Consider the following 17907-nt stretch of genomic DNA (forward strand, 5'->3'; position numbering starts at 1 on the left):
CAAAAATTTAAGTTTTAGAAACAATCAAAAATTCTTTGCGAACTTTGCGTATAACTTTGCGACCCTTGCGGTTAAACAAAATTCATTTTGAAAAATAAACTAATAGCGTTCCTGCAACGCATCATTAATTGGATAAAAACAAATAAAATTAAATCATCAATAGCATTTTTGCTGTTGGTGGTTTATTATTTTTCGTTGCCACGAACTTTGTTTCAAGAGCCTTATTCTACGGTGATTGAAAGCAAAGAAGGAGAATTGCTTGGCGCTAAAATTGCTCTCGATGGACAATGGCGATTTCCTGCACAGGACAGCGTTCCCGATAAATTCAAGAAATGTATTGTCTATTTTGAAGATGAATATTTCTACAACCATCCTGGATTCAATCCTATGGCGATGGTCAATGCTTTTCAGCAAAACAGAAAAGCGGGTAAAGTCGTTCGCGGGGGAAGCACCTTGACCCAGCAAGTCATTCGCTTGTCTAGAAATGGCAAAGGCCGAACCTATTTCGAAAAAATAATCGAACTCATTCTCGCCACCCGATTAGAGTTGGGCTATTCTAAAAACGAAATTTTGGAATTATATGCTTCTCACGCCCCTTTTGGAGGAAATGTGGTGGGTCTCGAAATGGCTTCTTGGCGGTATTTTGGCGTGCAATCCCATCAATTGTCTTGGGCGGAGAGTGCTACTTTGGCCGTTTTACCGAATGCGCCTAGTTTGATTTATCCTGGGAAGAACCAAATCAAATTATTGAGCAAGCGCAACCGACTTTTGTTAAAATTAAACCAAGAAGGTATAATTGATAAGCAGACTTACGAGCTTTCGATAGATGAGCCTTTGCCTCAAAAACCTTATGATTTGCCTCAAATCGCACCTCATTTATTGCAACGTGTTGCTAAGAATCAAGTAGGAACTCGGGTGAAAACGACTATAGAAATTGGGTTGCAAAACAGAGTCAATCAAATTGCAAAGTATTATTATAACCAGTACAAGCAAAACGAAGTACATAATTTGGCTATTTTGGTTATCGATGTTTCCAATAGAAAAGTGATGAGTTATGTTGGAAATTCACCTACGGACAGCAATCATCAAAAAGATGTCGATATTATTGATGCACCAAGAAGTACTGGAAGTATTCTAAAACCGCTTTTATACGCTGGTATGCTCGACGATGGAGAGTTATTACCCAATACGCTAGTGGCAGACATTCCGACACAAATTTCGGGCTATACACCTCAAAATTTCAATTTGACATTTGACGGAGCAGTTCCGGCACATCGGGCGTTATCGCGTTCGTTGAATATTCCTGCCGTATTGATGTTGCAGGATTTTGGGGTGAATAAATTTTATGAAGAATTACAACGATTCAAATTACGGGATATTTCAAAACCGCCCGATCATTATGGCTTGTCGCTTATTTTAGGTGGAGCCGAAAGTAATTTATGGGATTTGTGCCGAACTTACGCCGGTTTGTCTTCCACTTTAAATTTTTTCAATAAAAATCAAGGAAACTACAGAACCAATGAATTTGCTGAATTAAACTATCAGGATGATTTTCAAGTTGATTTTGGAGACGAAACCAAACAAAAGAACATTTTGGGAGCGGGATCGATTTGGCTTACTTATAATGCGATGGAACAAGTGAATCGTCCCGAAGGCGATGAAGCTTGGAAGTTCTATGACAGTTCACTCAAGATTGCTTGGAAAACGGGGACAAGTTTCGGGAATCGTGATGCGTGGGCGATAGGAACCAATGCGAGATATGTGGTAGGTGTGTGGGTAGGTAACGCGACAGGCGAGGGCAGACCCACATTGACGGGAGTCACCAGCGCAGCGCCAATTTTATTTGATGTTTTTAATTTGTTGCCCAGACAGCGATGGTTTGATACGCCATATAAAGATTTAGAAGAAGTTGAAGTTTGCAGTTTGAGTGGTCATTTGGCCAAAGACGGTTGCCCAACAATAAAGCAACTCGTTCCGAAGAAAGGAAAAAACACTTCTATTTGTCCGTATCACAAAACCGTGCATTTGGATAAATCACAGCAATTTCAAGTGAACAGCAGTTGCGAAAACATAGAAAATATAGTGACCAAAAACTGGTTCGTTTTGCCACCCGTAATGGCTTGGTATTACAAAAGTCAGCATATTGAGTATTTGCCTTTGCCCCCGTTTCGGAACGATTGTATGGGAACACAAACGGCTACAATGGATTTTATTTATCCGAAAACAAACAGTAAAATCTATCTTACGAAGAATTTCAATAGCGAAGTTCAGCCCGTGATTTTAAAAGTAGCCCATTCTCAAAGGGATAGTAAGCTGTTTTGGTATGTTGATAATGTGTTCAAAGGTAGTACCAAAACCTTTCACGAAATGCCTATTTCGGCTACAACAGGGTTTCATTACATCACTGTGGTGGATGAATTTGGAAACGAAATTCGAAGAAAAATAGAAATTGTAAAAGAGTAAATTTTTAATTAAAAATTATTCTCCGGTATAATCCTGAAGTAAATAAACCAGCATATTTCGTGTTGGTTTTTTATTTCTAAATTGTTTGATAACTATAGGAGCATTGATTTTATTGAAACTCTTTTGATAAAGTTCTTTTGGGTCGCTAAAACTATTCGAAACAGTTATGAAATAAGCATCATCTCCAGTTTTAAGATGTTTTCTATAGGTATTCAACCAAGCATAGGTGTGAATGTCTTCCAGTTTTCCTAAAGCAATAAAGTCAAAACCCAAAGGTTGTGCAATATAATTGTCAATGTGTGCTCCCGGAAACCATTTGTTATTTAGGATGAAAGTAGTTTTTGTTAAACCTGATTGTAGATCTTTATCGCGAATTTTTTTAAATTCAGTTTTGAAGAATTTCCAATCGTACATATCAAGTGTAAAGTCTTTTTTGCCTAAAGATTTTTCATCCTTTTTTCCAATGGTTCCAGGATAAAAATTGATGATTAGAATTCCGGAAAGTGCAATTGTTAAAATCAATATACAAGAGGAATATACTAGTTTTTTCATTCTGGAATTTGTTTTCTTCACTCTTTCTATTTCATCTGAAATGTGGCAGGAAGCAAGTATCAACAGCGTTACAAAAGCGGGTCCAGACCAATGCGGTAGTGTGTCTCTGAACAATGAGAGGATAAGTAATATTGTAATTAAAGGCAAACTCAAGAAAAGAAGCAGTTTCTTTATGGATTTTTCAATATCAATTTTGTTTTTCCAAACGACAATTAAAGAAATAATTATCAAAAAGTAATTGATAGGATTGTTGTAAAAAACACCTCCCAAAAACTCTCTAAAAAAGCTTGAGGGGTTAATTCCTCTACTAATGGTGACTCTTTGACTGTGATAGGTATACGTAATAAAATGATTTTCGACGTTCCAAATTAAGATTGGTGAAATAAGGAGCAAAGTGATTACAAGTCCTAAATAAAGATAATCATTCTTTAGTAAATCTCTTTTGTAACATAAAATATACAATCCAAAACCTCCCCATAAAAATACACCATGAATTTTACTCATGATGCATAATCCACTAAACAAACCGAATGAAATAAGAGAGTAGTTTATTTTTGTTTGATTGGCTTGCTCTGAAACAATTTGAATTAGAAAGTAAACGCTAATCAACCAAAAAAACAATTGAGGTGAATCTGGAAGAATAAACACCCCAGCAATTATACTAGAATATAAAGAACCAGTATACAGTAGAGAGGCTATTATACCGGCCTTTTTATTTTTGATTCCTTTGCATATATCATAAATTAGGTAAGTATTAATAGCTCCGAAAATAATCGCCCCCAAACGAACAAATAGCCCATTGGTGAAATGGAGATTGAAAGTAGTTAGACGGATCAATAAGGCAACCATTGGCGGATGATCAAAATAGTTCCATTGCAGGTGTTGGGCGTATGTGAGGTAATATACTTCATCATTGCCTAGACCAATGGATAATGCAATAATACATCGAACAAATGTTGCAATAGTTATAATTAAAACTAATTGTTGTTTTTCTTGCATTATAGTTTAAAAGTATACAATGAGTTAGCTGTAAAATTCCAAAAGAAAACAATTATAGTTACAATCGCTTTGCAAACATAAAAATTGATTTTGGTATTTTTTTGAAGTAAATAAAGGAAAGAAGTGTTTAATAAAAAACCAATTATGGAAATAATCAAAAAGCTCAAAAATTGTGTAGCAACGTGGTTATCGTTATTGTGAAAAGTAAAATATTTATTCAAAATATAGTTGTTTACAACGCCAAATAAGAATCCAAATGAGTTGGAAAGGTATTTGTTGAATAATAATTTTTCTTTGCAAATCCAAGTAATAGCAAAATCAATGACTAAACCAGAAAAGCCAACCAACCCAAATTTTAAAAATTTAATAAGATCCATTTATGTTTGGTTTATGTTGTGTTTTTATATTTTGCATCACTAAGTTAAATTTTCTTGTGAATTGTCTTGTCCTTTTTTTGATTTTTATTTGATTTTTCTTGAACCATAAAATGCTGAAAGTTCCTGATAAAATGCCTAATATTGCTCCGGCCAGAACATCAATTAAAAAATGATGTGCCAAATAAATACGCGAGTAACCTACTACTATTGCAAATAATAATGAAAAAGCCCAAATGTGTCTTTTTTTTAAATAATTTGTAAAAACGGTGACCATTGCAAATGCAGAAGCAGTATGGCCTGACGGAAAACTGCGAAATCCGATTCTGCAATTTGAAAAAGTATCCAAATAGTAGGCATAATGATGGGATTCAAAATAAACACTCGGTCTTGGCGAAGTGACAAAAAGCTTTATTATTTGAGATAAAATACCAGAACTTACATAACTAAGTAATAAAAGTATAGCTAATTTGCGGTGCTTTTTAAACGAAATTAAAATAATAGTAAACACTATTAAACTAAATGCACCATCACCGCAGAGTGTAATGTTTTGAAAAAAGATTGTTAAGAAAGTGGTATGAAAACCATTCATAAACATAAAACCGTCGGCTCTTGAATAAATGGATAAAAACAAACAGCAAACAAAAATTAATAGTAAACTGCCAATATAAAAAAAGTTGTTTTTGTTTATTATTTCTAAAAGTGTCTTCATTTTCCGTGAAATTAATTACGGTAAAAGTAAGCTCTTACTATTTTTAATTGATTAAAATGAGATTATTAAAATTCGATGAAATCGTAAATATAGTGTAAAGAAACATGCTGTTTTGATAGCGAATGTTTCTAGCCCAGATGGCAGTAAAAATCCTTATGTGGCAGTGTTCGGCACATGAGATTGTAACGAACAGATGAAATTATTCCTAGTTACTTTGCTTCCTTCACAATAAGGCACAAAAAAACCGTCTCATTAAAAAAATGAGACGGTTTTTATTTTATTCTTTGATAACATTTCCTTTTTTATCGTAGAAATGATATTCTAAATACGTGTAAGCGTCACGTGGTATGATTTTTACCCATTTTTTATATTCAAAAAACCATTTTGAACGTATTGATGGAAAACCTTTGCTGAGGTAAGCAGCCACAAAAGGATGTACATTAAGCACTACGTTTTTGTGGATTTTTAAAACTCTTTCCAAATCAGAAGCAATTTTGTCAATGATTAAAATTGGCGCTTCAATTTCGCCATGTTCATTGTTTGGATCTTCTTCTCTAGTTTTAATGTTTACTTCTGGTCTTACGCGTTGTCTGGTAATTTGGACCAACCCAAATTTACTCGGTGGTAAGATTTTATGTTTTGCTTTATCGTCGCTCATTTCTTCTCTCAAGAAGTCGAACAAGACTTTACGATTTTCTGGATTAGACATATCGATAAAATCGACAACTATGATTCCGCCCATATCACGAAGACGTAATTGTCTTGCTATTTCGGCGGCTGCAATCATATTTACTTCCATTGCTGTGTCCTCTTGGTTGGTAGCTTTGTTAGAACGGTTTCCGCTGTTTACGTCTATAACGTGCAGAGCTTCGGTGTGTTCTATGATAAGGTAAGCCCCTTTACTCATGGAAACGGTTTTTCCAAATGAAGTTTTGATTTGTCTCTCTATATTGTATTTCTCAAAAATCGGGGTGTCTTTGGACTGATAGAACTTAACAATTGATTGTTTGGATGGTGCAATTTCTTGCAGGTAATCCTTTGTTTGGTTGTACAACTCTTCATCATCGATCTGAATACCACTGAAGGTATCATTAAATACATCTCTTAATATTGAAGAAGCTCTGTTGAGCTCTCCTAATACTTTGGAAGGATGATGAGCAGTTGGTAATTTTTTACACATTGCATTCCATCTGCTAAGCAGGTTCTGCAAATCTTTTTCTAATTCTACTGTACTTTTGCCTTCGGCTACTGTGCGAACAATAACACCAAATCCTTTTGGTTTGACAGATTGTACAAGACGTTTCAAACGTTCCTTTTCTTTTTTGTCTTCTATTTTTTGTGAAATAGAAACTCGGTCAGAAAACGGAACCAAAACAATAAATCTTCCGGCCAAGGAAAGCTCTGCGCTTATTCTTGGTCCTTTGGTTGATATTGGTTCTTTGACGACTTGTACCAAAACAGACTGATTAGCACTAATTACATCTGTAATCGTGCCATTTTTGTCTATTTCTTTTTCAAACTGAAAGGTTTTTAGGGAGAAATCTTTTATTTTACCTGCGCTTACAAGTTTTATGAATTTCAGTTGGGAAGCTAGGTTTGGACCTAAATCGTGATAATGTAAAAAAGCATCTTTTTCGAAGCCTACATTTACAAAAGCAGCGTTAAGTCCAGCAACGGGTTTTCTTATTTTGGCAATAAAAATATCGCCTACTTGAAAATTGCTTTTCTCTTCTTCCTTGTGTAATTCAATTAGTTTTCCATCTTTTAATAAGGCAAAATCTACGAAATCAGAACTAGATCGAATGATTAATTCTTTATTCATTTGTAAATTTTTATCTGTATTTTTAGATAATAGAGTTTAAATAATAGAGTTTGGATTTTATGAAATCTGCAACCTACAATCTGCAATCTGAAATCTTATTTACAGATGGATTAAACAATAATTTAACAGGTATTGTACCCGGGAGGGATTTTAGATTGCAGAATCAGGATCTTAGATTGCAATTTTTGACTGCTTTCTAAAAACTGGATTCTGCAAACTGTTTTCCCAAATTTCAATGAACTTAAAAAAGAAAAAAGTAGTTTAAAACTACTTTTTCTTTTTGTGACGGTTAGCTCTCGCTCTTTTTTTACGTTTGTGCGTCGCTACCTTATGTCTCTTTCTTTTTTTACCACTTGGCATATCTAATAGATTTTATGATTAATTAATAGTGTTATTTTGCTTCGTTGTTTACTTTAACTCCTTCAACAAAAACTTTCGCAGGTTTAAAAGCAGGAATGTTGTGTGCTGGAATTTTGATAGTGGTATTTTTGGAAATATTTCTTCCAGTTTTTTCAGCTCTTGTTTTAACGATAAAACTTCCGAAACCTCTTAAGTAAACATTGTCACCAGTTTCAAGTGAGTTTTTTACTTCGTTCATAAAAGTCTCTACAGTTGCTTGCACGTCTCCTTTTTCAAGACCTAATTTTTCCGAAATCTTCGCTACGATATCTGCTTTCGTCATTTTCTTTCCTTTTTATTATGTTGTAATAATTTTTTTGAGTTTGCAAATATATGAATTTAAAAAACAATAAATCAACCTAATTCGTTAAATTTTAATTACATAAACAATTACTTTTGTTTTCTAATATTTTACAATGAAATTTCATAATACGTTAATAAAGTGGTACTTACAAAACAAGCGCGATTTGCCTTGGCGAAAAACAACCAATCCATACCCTATTTGGCTCTCCGAAATCATGTTGCAACAAACAAGAGTCACCCAAGGAATGCCTTATTTTCTCTCTTTTACAACAGCTTTTCCAACCGTTTTTGATTTGGCAAAAGCCAATGAAGAGCAAGTTCTAAAACTTTGGCAAGGATTAGGATATTATTCTCGTGCTAGAAATTTGCACAAAACAGCTCAAACAGTCGCTTTCGAAATGGGAGGCATTTTCCCTGATAATTATAACGATTTGTTAAAACTGAAAGGAATTGGAGAGTATACCGCAGCTGCAATAGCATCTTTCTCCTATAATGAATGCGTTCCTGTGGTAGACGGAAATGTATTTCGGGTACTTTCGCGTTATTTTGATATAGAAACGGATATTGCTCAAGCTTCCGCCAAAAAAGAATTCGCAGCTTTGGCTCTTGAATTAATGCCGAAAGACAACCCTGCACAATTCAACCAAGCCATTATGGAGTTTGGCGCCCTGCAATGTGTTCCCAAAAGCCCCAATTGTGCAATTTGTATTTTCAATTCAAGTTGCGCTGCTTTGCAAAAAAAGAAAGTCGATCAATTACCTGTAAAATCCAAGAAAACCAAAGTTCGAAACCGTTACTTTAATTATATAGTCGCAACGGATGATTTTGGTAACACTTTAATCCAAAAGAGAACAGCCAAAGGAATCTGGCATAATCTCTACGAATTCCCGTTGATTGAAACCGAAAAAATTGAAAATTTCGACACAATAGCCCAGCAAATTCAATATCACTTTTTTCATGAAAATGAAATGATAAGCCTGTTAGAATATAATGAGGAAAGTATCATTCATAAACTCTCGCACCAACACTTGCATATCAAGTTTTGGAAAGCAAGTCTAAAAGGTGCAATCGAAAATGGAATTGACATTGAAGCCGTCAAAGCATTTCCATTCCCTATTGTGATTCATAATTTTATTGAAAAGGAATTGTAAAGTTAGTTGGGGGTGACCCTATAAACCAATGGAGCCAACTTAGAGGGGCGCTCATTCGGCTCCATTGGTTTATAGCGTCGGGCTGTCCGCGTTACTTCGGTAACTTGCTTCCATCCCTCACCCAAGCAGTAAAACGACTTGTTTAGTGCTTAAATAGAAATCTATCAAAATAGCTTAATGCATAAGTGAACTTAAAATTATTAAATGGTTCAAATTTGGAATAACACTTTGAATGTTAAATAAAAATTAAAGCCTTTTGATTCTTAAGTAGGATATTTCTATCTTTCGATAATTAAAAAACTTTATTTTGAAAAAAATCACACTTTTATTTTGCCTGCATCTAGGATTAGCAGTATTCGCACAAACCAATCCTTTAATTGTTCCTGCAAATATTGTTTTGCCAAAAGATACTTTGGTTGCCAAACAATTGGTGGAATCCTTAAATGGTTTTTTAAATCAAAAAGAAAGTCCCAACAAAGAGAATACTTATATATTGAAAGAAGATTTGTTGGAAACTTCAATTCTTCTAGATGAATTGAAAGGAATTGAAAAGAGCCCCAAATTAAAAAATGATTCTTTTTACAAAGGCTATTTGACCAATGTGGTACAAATTGATAAAACGAATTTCATAATTCAACTTTCTTATATAGGTCTAAGTGAAAGCATTCCTATCTTATCTGGTAGTTTCGAATTTCTTGCTAAATATAGAGATGATAAATTCTATTTCTTATCCCCTTTGAAACGCAACACGCTTTCTTGGCAAACTAAAAAAATTGGGAATGCCATTTTTCATTACAAAAAAGAATTAAATACCAAGGTTGCCGCTGAGTATGTCAAAGACATCGCTTTTTTTGATAAGAAGCTTAACGCGTCCCAAAGTAATATTGATTGGTATGGCTGTAATGATATGCCAGAGGTCATGCAAAACATTGGGGTTTTATACAAATTAGAATATAATGGACGCTCTGTTAGTACAATTAATGCCAATGAAAATAACACCACTTTATTGGTAAATGGAACATACAATACCAATTTCAACGGATTTGATCCACACGATTTATGGCACGAAAGGGTTCGAAATGCCTTTCCCAAAAATACAATCAACAAACCCGTAGATGAAGGTTGTGCTTATCTTTATGGTGGAAGCTGGGGGATTAGTTGGTCGCAAATCCTAAAAACATTTAAAGAAAAAGTAGCTTCCAATCCCAAATCCGATTGGTTAAACTTGTACGATGGCTTTTATAATTTTGGCGAAAGCAAAGAAAAACATTTAATAGTAAGTTATTTGATTAACGCTTTAATCGTTGATAAAATCGAAAAAGAAAAAGGATTTACAGCTGTTATAGAATTGTTGAATTGTGGTAAATATGAAAAAACCAATGACAACTATTTTAAAGTATTGGAAAAACTAACAGGGATAAATAAAGCTAATTTTAACGAAAGTGTTTGGGCTTTGATTAAAAAAAGTGGGAAGTAGTTTTTTGTATAAAGGGTGATTTGAAATTTGTAAGATGAAGTATTTTAGGGATATAGAATTGGAACTGATTTTTTAAATAAATCGCATAAAAATAGTTTTCAAAAAAAATGTACCTTTGGTAGAAATACCACTCAATCATGAACGGAACATTAAATAAAGTAATGCTTATAGGTCATCTTGGTGACGATGTCAAAATGCATTATTTTGACGGGGGAAACTGCATTGGAAGATTTCAATTGGCTACCAATGAAGTGTATGTCAATAAAACCACCAATGAAAAAATCACTTCTACGGAGTGGCACAATCTAGTAGTGCGTAATAAAGCCGCCGAAATATGTGAAAAATACCTTTCTAAGGGAGATAAGATTTACGTTGAGGGGCGTATCAAATCCAGACAATGGCAAGCTGAAGATGGTTCTACCAAACATACCATAGAAATTCAAGTAACCGAGTTTACTTTTTTGACCACCAAAAAAGATACCGAAAGCAATAAAGCAATAAATTCTTCTGAATCCACAAAAAACACTAACTTTGACCCTCAAAATAACGGTTTGCCTATCAATGACTTGCCGTTTTAATTGTTTAACTAATTCATTTTAATTTGGACCCAGAGCCCAGTTTAGAGATTGCTTCTCAAGTTGATTTTACTTTAGTTTTCGGTTTTATCGGAATCATAATTTTGTTATTCTGTTCTGCATTAGTTTCAGGTGCCGAAGTTGCATTGTTTTCCTTATCACAAAAAGATTTAGAGGATTCTATTTTAGAAAATAATTCAAAAGGAAAAATAATTTCAGCCCTTTTGGAGAAACCCAAAAAACTCTTAGCGACATTACTCGTAGCCAACAATTTTATAAATATAGCAGTTGTTATTTTGTTTTCTTTTGTTGGAAAAGATGTTTTTGCAACGATACATTCTCCAGTTTTAAAATTTATAGCGGAAGTGATTTTGGTTACTTTCTTGTTATTGCTTTTTGGTGAAGTTTTACCCAAAGTTTACGCCAGTCGTAATAATATAAAATTTGCTCAACTAATTGCTTACCCTATTTCTGGATTGGATAAAATCTTATCACCTATAAGTACGCCAATGCGTTCGGTAACTTTATTTTTGCAAAATAAATTGGGTAAACAAAAATCAAATTTTTCAATAGACCAGTTGTCTCAAGCTTTAGAATTAACCGCTACTGATGAAACTTCAACCGAAGAGCAGAAAATATTGGAAGGGATTGTCTCTTTTGGAAATACCGATACCAAGCAGGTAATGAGCCCGAGAATTGACGTTTTTGCTTTGGAAATCACGGAACCATTTGCTGAAATTTGTGTCAAAATAATAGAAAAGGGATTCTCTAGAATTCCAGTATATCGAGATAATATTGATCAAATAGAAGGTGTTTTATTTGTTAAAGATTTGCTTCCTTTTATTAATGATGCAGCGTTTGAATGGACAACCTTATTGCGAGAGCCGTTTTTTGTACCCGAAAATAAAAAACTGGATAATTTGCTCAAAGACTTTCAGAGTATGAAAAGCCATTTGGCTATTGTTGTCGATGAATATGGAGGAACTTCAGGATTAGTTTCCTTAGAAGATGTAATAGAAGAGATAGTTGGTGAGATTAGCGATGAATTTGACGATGCTCCTGTTAATTTTTCTAAAATAGATGATAAAAATTATATTTTTGAAGGCAAAATAAACCTAAAGGATTTTTACAGAATTATTGATGTAGATGAAGATTTATTCGATGAACAAAAAGGAGAAGCAGAAACTTTGGCTGGTTTTATTCTAGAGATTTTAGGTAATTTCCCTAAAAAGGGGCAAAAAATGGTTTTCGAAAACTGTACGTTTGTGATTGAATCTGTTGATCAAAAGCGAGTTAAACAAATTAAAGTAACAATTGAATAAAATAAAAATGCTTAAAAAAATTACTGTCATAGCACTACTCTTTGTATTCTTCTTTTCTGTAGTAGGGTGTAAAAATGATGTTTTGCCAAAACCTTCCAGTTACTTACGACTGGATTATCCTGAAGCAGATTATATTACTTATAAAGGAAATTGTCCATTTGAATTTGATATGAATTCAAAAGCAATTGTTAAGGAAGATAAAGATTGCGGTTATTCGATTACCTATCCAAAAATGAAAGCGACTATTTATTTGACTTATAAACCCGTAAGTAATAATATGAATAAATTACTTAGAGACGCTCAGAAGTTAACTTATGAGCACGTTATCAAAGCCGATGATATATTGGAACAACCGTATATAAATCCAGACAAAAAAGTGTATGGTATGTTTTATCAAGTCGATGGAAACGCTGCTACCAATTCACAGTTTTATGCTACTGATAGTATAAAGCATTTCGTAACGGGTTCGGTTTATTTTTATGCCAAACCCAATTTTGATTCCATTATGCCAGCCGCGAGTTATATCAAAAATGACATGCAACGCCTTATGGAAACTTTGAAGTGGAAATAAAATTCTATATTGAAATCAATAAAAAAAGCATTCGCCAATAACGAATGCTTTTTTTGTAAAAGTCAAGTCTTTTTATGATTTCATATTCAAAACTTTGTATGTTTTTCCATCGCCTGTAGCTTGAACTACTTTGGTCAGACTTTCTGGAGTTTGAACCGTTTTGTCAAAAGTAACTGTAGCCAGTTTTTTGTCAAAATCAACTTTTGCAGTTTGAACACCGTCTAATCCGTTTAATTCGTCCTGAATTGTTGCTGCACATCCTACAGCACAAGTCATTCCTTCGATAGTGAAACTTGCTGTTTGTAAATTTGCTGCAGCAATTTCCTTTTTGACTTTCGGTGCGGCAGTTTCTGTTGTAGCAGTTTCTGTTTTTGCTTCTGTTTTGTTGTCTTTGCAACTAGCAAAAAGCAAACTCGAAAGCGCTATGATTGCAATTGATTTTGTGAAATTCATTATGATAAGTTTTTAATTGATTTAGTTTCTTGTAATTGATTGCAAAATTAATAAAAAAAGGAGTGGAAGTTTCTAAAATTATTACAATTTTGCATCAAAATAGTGTTTATGATGACAAAGCAGTTGAAGTGGGTTTATTTGTTTGTACTTGCCCTAATTTGGGGAAGCTCTTTTATATTGATCAAAAAGGGATTAGTAGGATTAACTGCTTTTCAGTTGGGTTCTTTGCGAATTATTTTTGCAGCCCTTTTTTTGCTGCTCATTGGATTTAAGAGTTTGATTAAAATTCCGCATCATCAATGGAAATATATAGCGTTGACTTCTGTGTTTGGTACATTTGTTCCTGCTTATCTTTTTGCGATTGCCGAAACTCAGATTGACAGTTCTATTACGGCGATTTTAAATTCTTTGACCCCACTGAATACCTTGATTTTGGGAGCGGCTTTTTTTGGGATAACTTTTAGAAGAAGTCAGATTTGGGGAGTTGTTATTGGACTTTTGGGAAGTATGCTTTTGGTTTTTAATGGTGCTGTAAATCATCCGGAACAAAATTATTATTATGCAATTTTGGTTTTGATTGCATCGATTTGTTATGCTATAAATGTCAATTTGCTTAAAAAGTATTTGTCGGATTTGACGCCTTTGAGCATCACAACAGGAAATTTTTTGATATTGCTTTTCCCAGCTTTGGGAATTTTGTTTTTCACTGGTTTTTTTGATGTAGTTCAGGTAGAAAAAGTACAACATTCTTTATTGTTTATTCTTGTGCTTGGTGTGGTTGGAACCGGTATTGCCAATATTATTTTCTTTAAGCTGATTCAAATTTCATCACCTGTTTTTGCGACATCGGTAACGTATTTAATTCCTGTAGTGGCTTTCTTTTGGGGGTTGTTGGATCATGAAATGTTAACTCCTGTTCAGGGTGTTGGTGCTTTTGTGATTTTGATTGGGGTTTATTTGTCTGCTAAGAAATAGTTTAAAATTGGTCTTTAATACCGTAAAGCCGTGTGAGGGATAGCGCCAAGTTACCGAAGTAACGGCAATAGCCCGACAGCATTAAGCAAAGGGGGCGAATAAGCGGTCCGATAAGTTGCCCCCTTTGCTTAATGGTGGCACACCCCAATTTTTTTACAAAAAAAAGACTGCCGATTAAGACAGTCTTTAGTAATTTAAGTGAGATTTTGATTATTGAAAATCGGTATCTTTTACTCCTTCGTTGATAGTGATTTCAGACATTTTGATGTCTAGTTCGATACCTACATTTTGGATGATGTTGAAAGGTACTTTTATGCTTTTTACTTCTTTGTAATCTCCAAAATTTGTAGTTACCGTCATTGTTTGTCCACCTTGCTCAATGGTTTTGGATTCAGCAAGTTTTAGACCAGTTTTGGTGTCGTAGAAATAAGTGTTTTTCCCGTTTTTGATGGCATAAGTATCGTTTCCGTTGATGGTTTCAATACGGTCGATGGTCAAAGCAGGATTTTTTAACAAAAGTACTTCTTCAAATGGAGTTGCTGCTGCTTTCATTTCGGCCAATTCGGCACCTGTGAAATCTTTGCGTTGTCCTTGTTGCATTGCATAGGCTCCCTTTTGATTGATTACTTGCTTCATCATACTCATGGCTCCCATTGCAATTTCTACCATTGAATTTCCTTTAACGTCTGTTTTGGAAGTATAGGTTAATGGAGCGGGTGCTTGTGGAATAGTTGTCGATCCAACCATAGCTATGGATTTAACAGATGCAACTGCTTTCTCTCCACCAATAGCTTTGATGTAATTTTCAAAAACGGTTTTGGCTGTAACTCCAACCGGAATTTCTTTTTTCAAAACTGGTTTTTCAAGAGGCGTTCCGTATTTGTCAAAATAAAACATCGGAATTTTTAGTTTTTCCAATCCTGAAGCAATCTCGGATCCTTTTCCAGCAATTACAATTCGGATGTTGTCAATAAGGAAATATTTGTTGGCCACACGCAATACATCGTCAGCAGTTACTGCGTTAATGGTTTGAATGTATTTTTCGTAAAAATCTGCGGGAAGTTTTTCGGTTTCGATGTTTAAGGCATATCGTGCTACAGTTTGAGGTTTTTCAACTTGCATAACAAATCTACCAATATAACCAGCTTTTACGGTTGCTAGGACTTCATCGCTTACTTTTTCGGTACGGATTCTTTTGATTTCTTTGACAAATTCTACTACGGCGCTATCTGTTACTGCATTTCTTACAGCAGATTTGGCAAAGAATTTTGAAGTGTATTTTCCAGCTCCTACATTTGATCTTGCTCCATATGTCCAAGCATGTTTTTCGCGTAGATTCATATTTAGATAACTGTTGAAATCGCCTCCTAATATTTGGTTTGCGATTACTGCCGGGAAAAAGTCAGGATCTCCCATTTTTAAATCTACAGTGTTTACCAATGTGATTTCAGACTGTACTGCATTAGGCACATCAACTAAATTGATTTGTAAATTTGATACGTTTATCGGAGTGTCATAAGTCGTTTTTGGAGTGTTTTTTTTCTCCCATGTACCAAATAATTTTTCTACAGCAACTTTTACATTATTGTATTTTACATCTCCAATGATTATTAAATATGCATTTTCAGGAACAAAGTAGGATTTGTAATTTGCTTCAACATCTGCAAGAGTAACATTGTTTAAGGTTGCTTCGGTCATAAATTCTCCGGATGGATGGTTTTTACCGTATGCTAAAGCATCAACTACACGATTGGCAATTGCAGGAACACTTTTTTCTTCTGATTTCATTCCTTCGATTAATTTGGCTTTTTCTTTGTCAAATTCTTCTTGAGTGAAGTTTGGGTGTAATGCGCCTTCTGCCATTAGCTCTAATACTCTGCCGCCATATTTAGAAAGAGAGTTTGCGGTAGCGCCATGAGAACTGAAACTGATATCTGCCCCCAGAAAGTCAATTTCTTCATTGAAAGCTACTTTGTTTGTTTTTTTACTACCATTGCCAATTAGATTACTGGTCAATTCATCAACGCCTTTTTTGTTGCCTTCAGTAAAAGGAGCATTATCCAAAGTTAAATTAAAGGAAACTCTTGGTAATTTATGATTTTCTACAACCAGTACTTTCATGCCATTGGCCAAAACAAAGGTCTGTGGTTTTTTGATATTTATAATTGGTGATTTTCCTGGTTTGGGTTGCGTGCGATCTTGTGCTTGCATGATTCCTGTTAGAAATAAAAGGATGAATAGTATACTTGTTTTTTTCATGATATCGGTTTCTTAGTTAAGAGGTTTAGCTTTGGCGGGTATATAATCTAAAAGTAAACGCTGATTTGGATTTAGGTATTTTTGTGCAACGGCTCTTATCTCTTCACGTGTAATGGAATGATACAGTTCGATTTCTGTATTGATTAAGTTTACGTCTTTATACAGTAAGTAAAAAGAGGCAAGATTATTGGCAATACCTTCGATCGTTGAATTGGTATTGACAAAATTATTGTCAAACTTGTTTTGTAGTTTTTGATAATCGTTTTCAGAAATCAAATCGGTTTGAATTTTTACGATCTCTTCGTCAATTTCTTTTAGAATGTCCGTAGTGGTAAAATTTCCCATTGGCAAGCCATACAATATATACATACCATAATCTTCTTGACTAAAACCAACTGCGCCAATTTGCAAGGCTATTTTTTTCTCATCTACTACTTTTTTGTATAATTTAGAGCTTTTTCCATCGCTTAAGTAGGAAGAAATTAAGTCTAATACTCGAGCATCTCTGCTTTTCATAGAAGGAGTTCGGTAACTGGCCACCAACATTGGGATTTGAATGTTTGGATCTTCGTAAGTAGCTTTTATGGTTTGTGTAATTGGTTCTTCTAAGAATGTTTTCTTAGGAATTACTTCGCCTTTAGCAATTGGGCCAAAATATTTTTGAACCCATTCTTTGGCTTGTTTTTTCTCAAAATCACCTGCAACTACCAAAACGGCGTTGTTGGGTAAGTAGAATTTTTTGTTGAAAGCTTGAAACTCTTCTAGTGTTGCAGCATCCAAATCTTTCATAGAGCCAATGGTTGTCCAGCGATACGGGTGGTTTTTGAACATATTTTCTTTAACAGCCGAAAGAATGTTTCCATAAGGGCGGTTGTCATAACTTGTTCTTTTTTCTTCTTTTACAACTTCATTTTGAGTGTCTACTCCAATCTTGTTAATGATCGGATGCATTAATCTTTCGGATTCCATCCAAAGTCCTAATTCTAAATTATTGGATGGGAATATTTCATAATAGTAAGTTCTATCGTCTGTGGTATTGGCATTGTTGGTTCCTCCATTCGAAGTTACAATCTTAAACCATTCCCCTCTTTTAATATTTTGTGTTCCTTCGAACAGTAAGTGCTCAAAAAAATGAGCAAAGCCAGTTCGGTCTGGGTTTTCGTCCTTGGCGCCTACATGGTACATTACAGATGTGATTACGACTGGTGCAGATGCGTCGTGGTGTAATATAACATGTAGTCCATTGTCTAAATCGTATTCTTCGAAAGCTACTTTTTGAGCCGAAGCAACTCCGCCTAACATTAATGCAGCACTTAACATCATTATTGATTTTTTCATAAAGATTAATAATTTTATTCTCTATTAGTAGTTTTAATAGATTTTAGTTACATCAAAATTACTTTTTTTTGTGCTACAAAAGTAAGGTTATTCTACTTTAATAAAGAATTAACATTATTTTACTGAATCGAGATTAATTTCGATCAAAAGAGGCATAAAGTT

General features: G+C 34.3%; 15 protein-coding genes. 7 read left to right on the forward strand and 8 right to left on the reverse strand.

The annotated features are described in order from the left end of the window. Positions 1–87 precede the first annotated feature (87 nt). The gene (pbpC, locus tag OZP06_RS09555) at positions 88–2463 is read left to right on the forward strand and encodes a penicillin-binding protein 1C (protein WP_281323648.1); all 2376 of its coding nucleotides are present in this window, start codon (positions 88–90) and stop codon (positions 2461–2463) included. A gap of 15 nt (positions 2464–2478) precedes the next feature. On the opposite strand, the gene OZP06_RS09560 is transcribed toward pbpC, so the two are convergent. The 5 genes from OZP06_RS09560 to OZP06_RS09580 all read right to left on the reverse strand — a co-directional run bounded on the left by OZP06_RS09560 (position 2479) and on the right by OZP06_RS09580 (position 7604). Further along, the gene (locus OZP06_RS09560) at positions 2479–4014 is read right to left on the reverse strand and encodes a glycosyltransferase family 39 protein (RefSeq protein WP_281323649.1); all 1536 of its coding nucleotides are present in this window, start codon (positions 4012–4014) and stop codon (positions 2479–2481) included. Beyond that, entirely contained in the window at positions 4014–4391 is a 378-nt protein-coding gene (locus OZP06_RS09565; protein WP_269221669.1) for a GtrA family protein, read from the reverse strand. Before OZP06_RS09565 ends, OZP06_RS09560 begins: the two co-directional genes overlap by 1 nt. Next, positions 4378–5100 carry a phosphatase PAP2 family protein gene (locus OZP06_RS09570; protein WP_281323650.1) on the reverse strand — a complete coding sequence of 241 codons (723 nt, stop codon included), beginning with the start codon at positions 5098–5100 and terminating at the stop codon, positions 4378–4380. The genes OZP06_RS09565 and OZP06_RS09570 overlap by 14 nt, the downstream gene beginning before the upstream one ends. A gap of 277 nt (positions 5101–5377) precedes the next feature. Beyond that, positions 5378–6922 carry a ribonuclease E/G gene (locus OZP06_RS09575; RefSeq protein WP_269221670.1) on the reverse strand — a complete coding sequence of 515 codons (1545 nt, stop codon included), beginning with the start codon at positions 6920–6922 and terminating at the stop codon, positions 5378–5380. A 391-nt stretch (positions 6923–7313) separates the two neighbouring features. Continuing rightward, entirely contained in the window at positions 7314–7604 is a 291-nt protein-coding gene (locus tag OZP06_RS09580; RefSeq protein WP_035634379.1) for an HU family DNA-binding protein, read from the reverse strand. A gap of 133 nt (positions 7605–7737) precedes the next feature. Between OZP06_RS09580 and mutY the strand changes: the two genes are divergently transcribed. The 5 genes from mutY to gldD all read left to right on the forward strand — a co-directional run bounded on the left by mutY (position 7738) and on the right by gldD (position 12720). Continuing rightward, positions 7738–8775: an A/G-specific adenine glycosylase gene (mutY, locus tag OZP06_RS09585; protein WP_269221671.1), complete on the forward strand. Its 1038-nt coding sequence runs from the start codon at positions 7738–7740 to the stop codon at positions 8773–8775. Positions 8776–9082: 307 nt separating this feature from the next. Next, positions 9083–10252, forward strand: a complete 1170-nt coding sequence (locus OZP06_RS09590) for a hypothetical protein (protein WP_269221672.1) — start codon at positions 9083–9085, stop codon at positions 10250–10252. Positions 10253–10389: 137 nt separating this feature from the next. Then, positions 10390–10830: a single-stranded DNA-binding protein gene (gene ssb, locus OZP06_RS09595; protein ID WP_281238073.1), complete on the forward strand. Its 441-nt coding sequence runs from the start codon at positions 10390–10392 to the stop codon at positions 10828–10830. Positions 10831–10853: 23 nt separating this feature from the next. After that, positions 10854–12149, forward strand: a complete 1296-nt coding sequence (locus OZP06_RS09600) for a gliding motility-associated protein GldE (protein ID WP_269221673.1) — start codon at positions 10854–10856, stop codon at positions 12147–12149. A gap of 7 nt (positions 12150–12156) precedes the next feature. Then, a complete protein-coding gene (gene gldD / locus OZP06_RS09605; RefSeq protein ID WP_269221674.1) occupies positions 12157–12720 on the forward strand; it encodes a gliding motility lipoprotein GldD in 564 nt (187 codons plus the stop codon). A 72-nt stretch (positions 12721–12792) separates the two neighbouring features. On the opposite strand, the gene OZP06_RS09610 is transcribed toward gldD, so the two are convergent. Next, positions 12793–13173 (reverse strand): heavy metal-associated domain-containing protein, encoded by a 381-nt coding sequence (locus OZP06_RS09610; protein ID WP_269221675.1) that lies wholly within the window; start codon positions 13171–13173, stop codon positions 12793–12795. 108 nt (positions 13174–13281) lie between these two features. Here OZP06_RS09610 and OZP06_RS09615 point away from each other — a divergent pair, with 108 nt between their 5' ends. Next, entirely contained in the window at positions 13282–14148 is an 867-nt protein-coding gene (locus OZP06_RS09615; protein WP_269221676.1) for a DMT family transporter, read from the forward strand. Between the two features lie 210 nt (positions 14149–14358). Here the strand turns inward: OZP06_RS09615 and OZP06_RS09620 are convergent, their stop codons facing one another. After that, positions 14359–16407: a pitrilysin family protein gene (locus OZP06_RS09620; RefSeq protein WP_281323651.1), complete on the reverse strand. Its 2049-nt coding sequence runs from the start codon at positions 16405–16407 to the stop codon at positions 14359–14361. A 12-nt stretch (positions 16408–16419) separates the two neighbouring features. Then, positions 16420–17745 carry a pitrilysin family protein gene (locus OZP06_RS09625; protein ID WP_281323652.1) on the reverse strand — a complete coding sequence of 442 codons (1326 nt, stop codon included), beginning with the start codon at positions 17743–17745 and terminating at the stop codon, positions 16420–16422. Positions 17746–17907 lie beyond the last annotated feature (162 nt).

Source organism: Flavobacterium sp. IMCC34518, assembly GCF_027111095.2.
Taxonomy (GTDB): Bacteria; Bacteroidota; Bacteroidia; order Flavobacteriales; family Flavobacteriaceae; genus Flavobacterium; species Flavobacterium praedii.

Coding starts and splice junctions, on each gene's coding strand:
- OZP06_RS09560 (WP_281323649.1), bottom strand. CDS start 4,014: ATGCAAGAAAAACAACAATTAGTTTTAATTATAACTATTGCAACATTT.
- OZP06_RS09565 (WP_269221669.1), bottom strand. CDS start 4,391: ATGGATCTTATTAAATTTTTAAAATTTGGGTTGGTTGGCTTTTCTGGT.
- OZP06_RS09570 (WP_281323650.1), bottom strand. CDS start 5,100: ATGAAGACACTTTTAGAAATAATAAACAAAAACAACTTTTTTTATATT.
- OZP06_RS09575 (WP_269221670.1), bottom strand. CDS start 6,922: ATGAATAAAGAATTAATCATTCGATCTAGTTCTGATTTCGTAGATTTT.
- OZP06_RS09580 (WP_035634379.1), bottom strand. CDS start 7,604: ATGACGAAAGCAGATATCGTAGCGAAGATTTCGGAAAAATTAGGTCTT.
- mutY (WP_269221671.1), top strand. CDS start 7,738: ATGAAATTTCATAATACGTTAATAAAGTGGTACTTACAAAACAAGCGC.
- ssb (WP_281238073.1), top strand. CDS start 10,390: ATGAACGGAACATTAAATAAAGTAATGCTTATAGGTCATCTTGGTGAC.
- gldD (WP_269221674.1), top strand. CDS start 12,157: ATGCTTAAAAAAATTACTGTCATAGCACTACTCTTTGTATTCTTCTTT.
- OZP06_RS09610 (WP_269221675.1), bottom strand. CDS start 13,173: ATGAATTTCACAAAATCAATTGCAATCATAGCGCTTTCGAGTTTGCTT.
- OZP06_RS09615 (WP_269221676.1), top strand. CDS start 13,282: ATGATGACAAAGCAGTTGAAGTGGGTTTATTTGTTTGTACTTGCCCTA.
- OZP06_RS09620 (WP_281323651.1), bottom strand. CDS start 16,407: ATGAAAAAAACAAGTATACTATTCATCCTTTTATTTCTAACAGGAATC.
- OZP06_RS09625 (WP_281323652.1), bottom strand. CDS start 17,745: ATGAAAAAATCAATAATGATGTTAAGTGCTGCATTAATGTTAGGCGGA.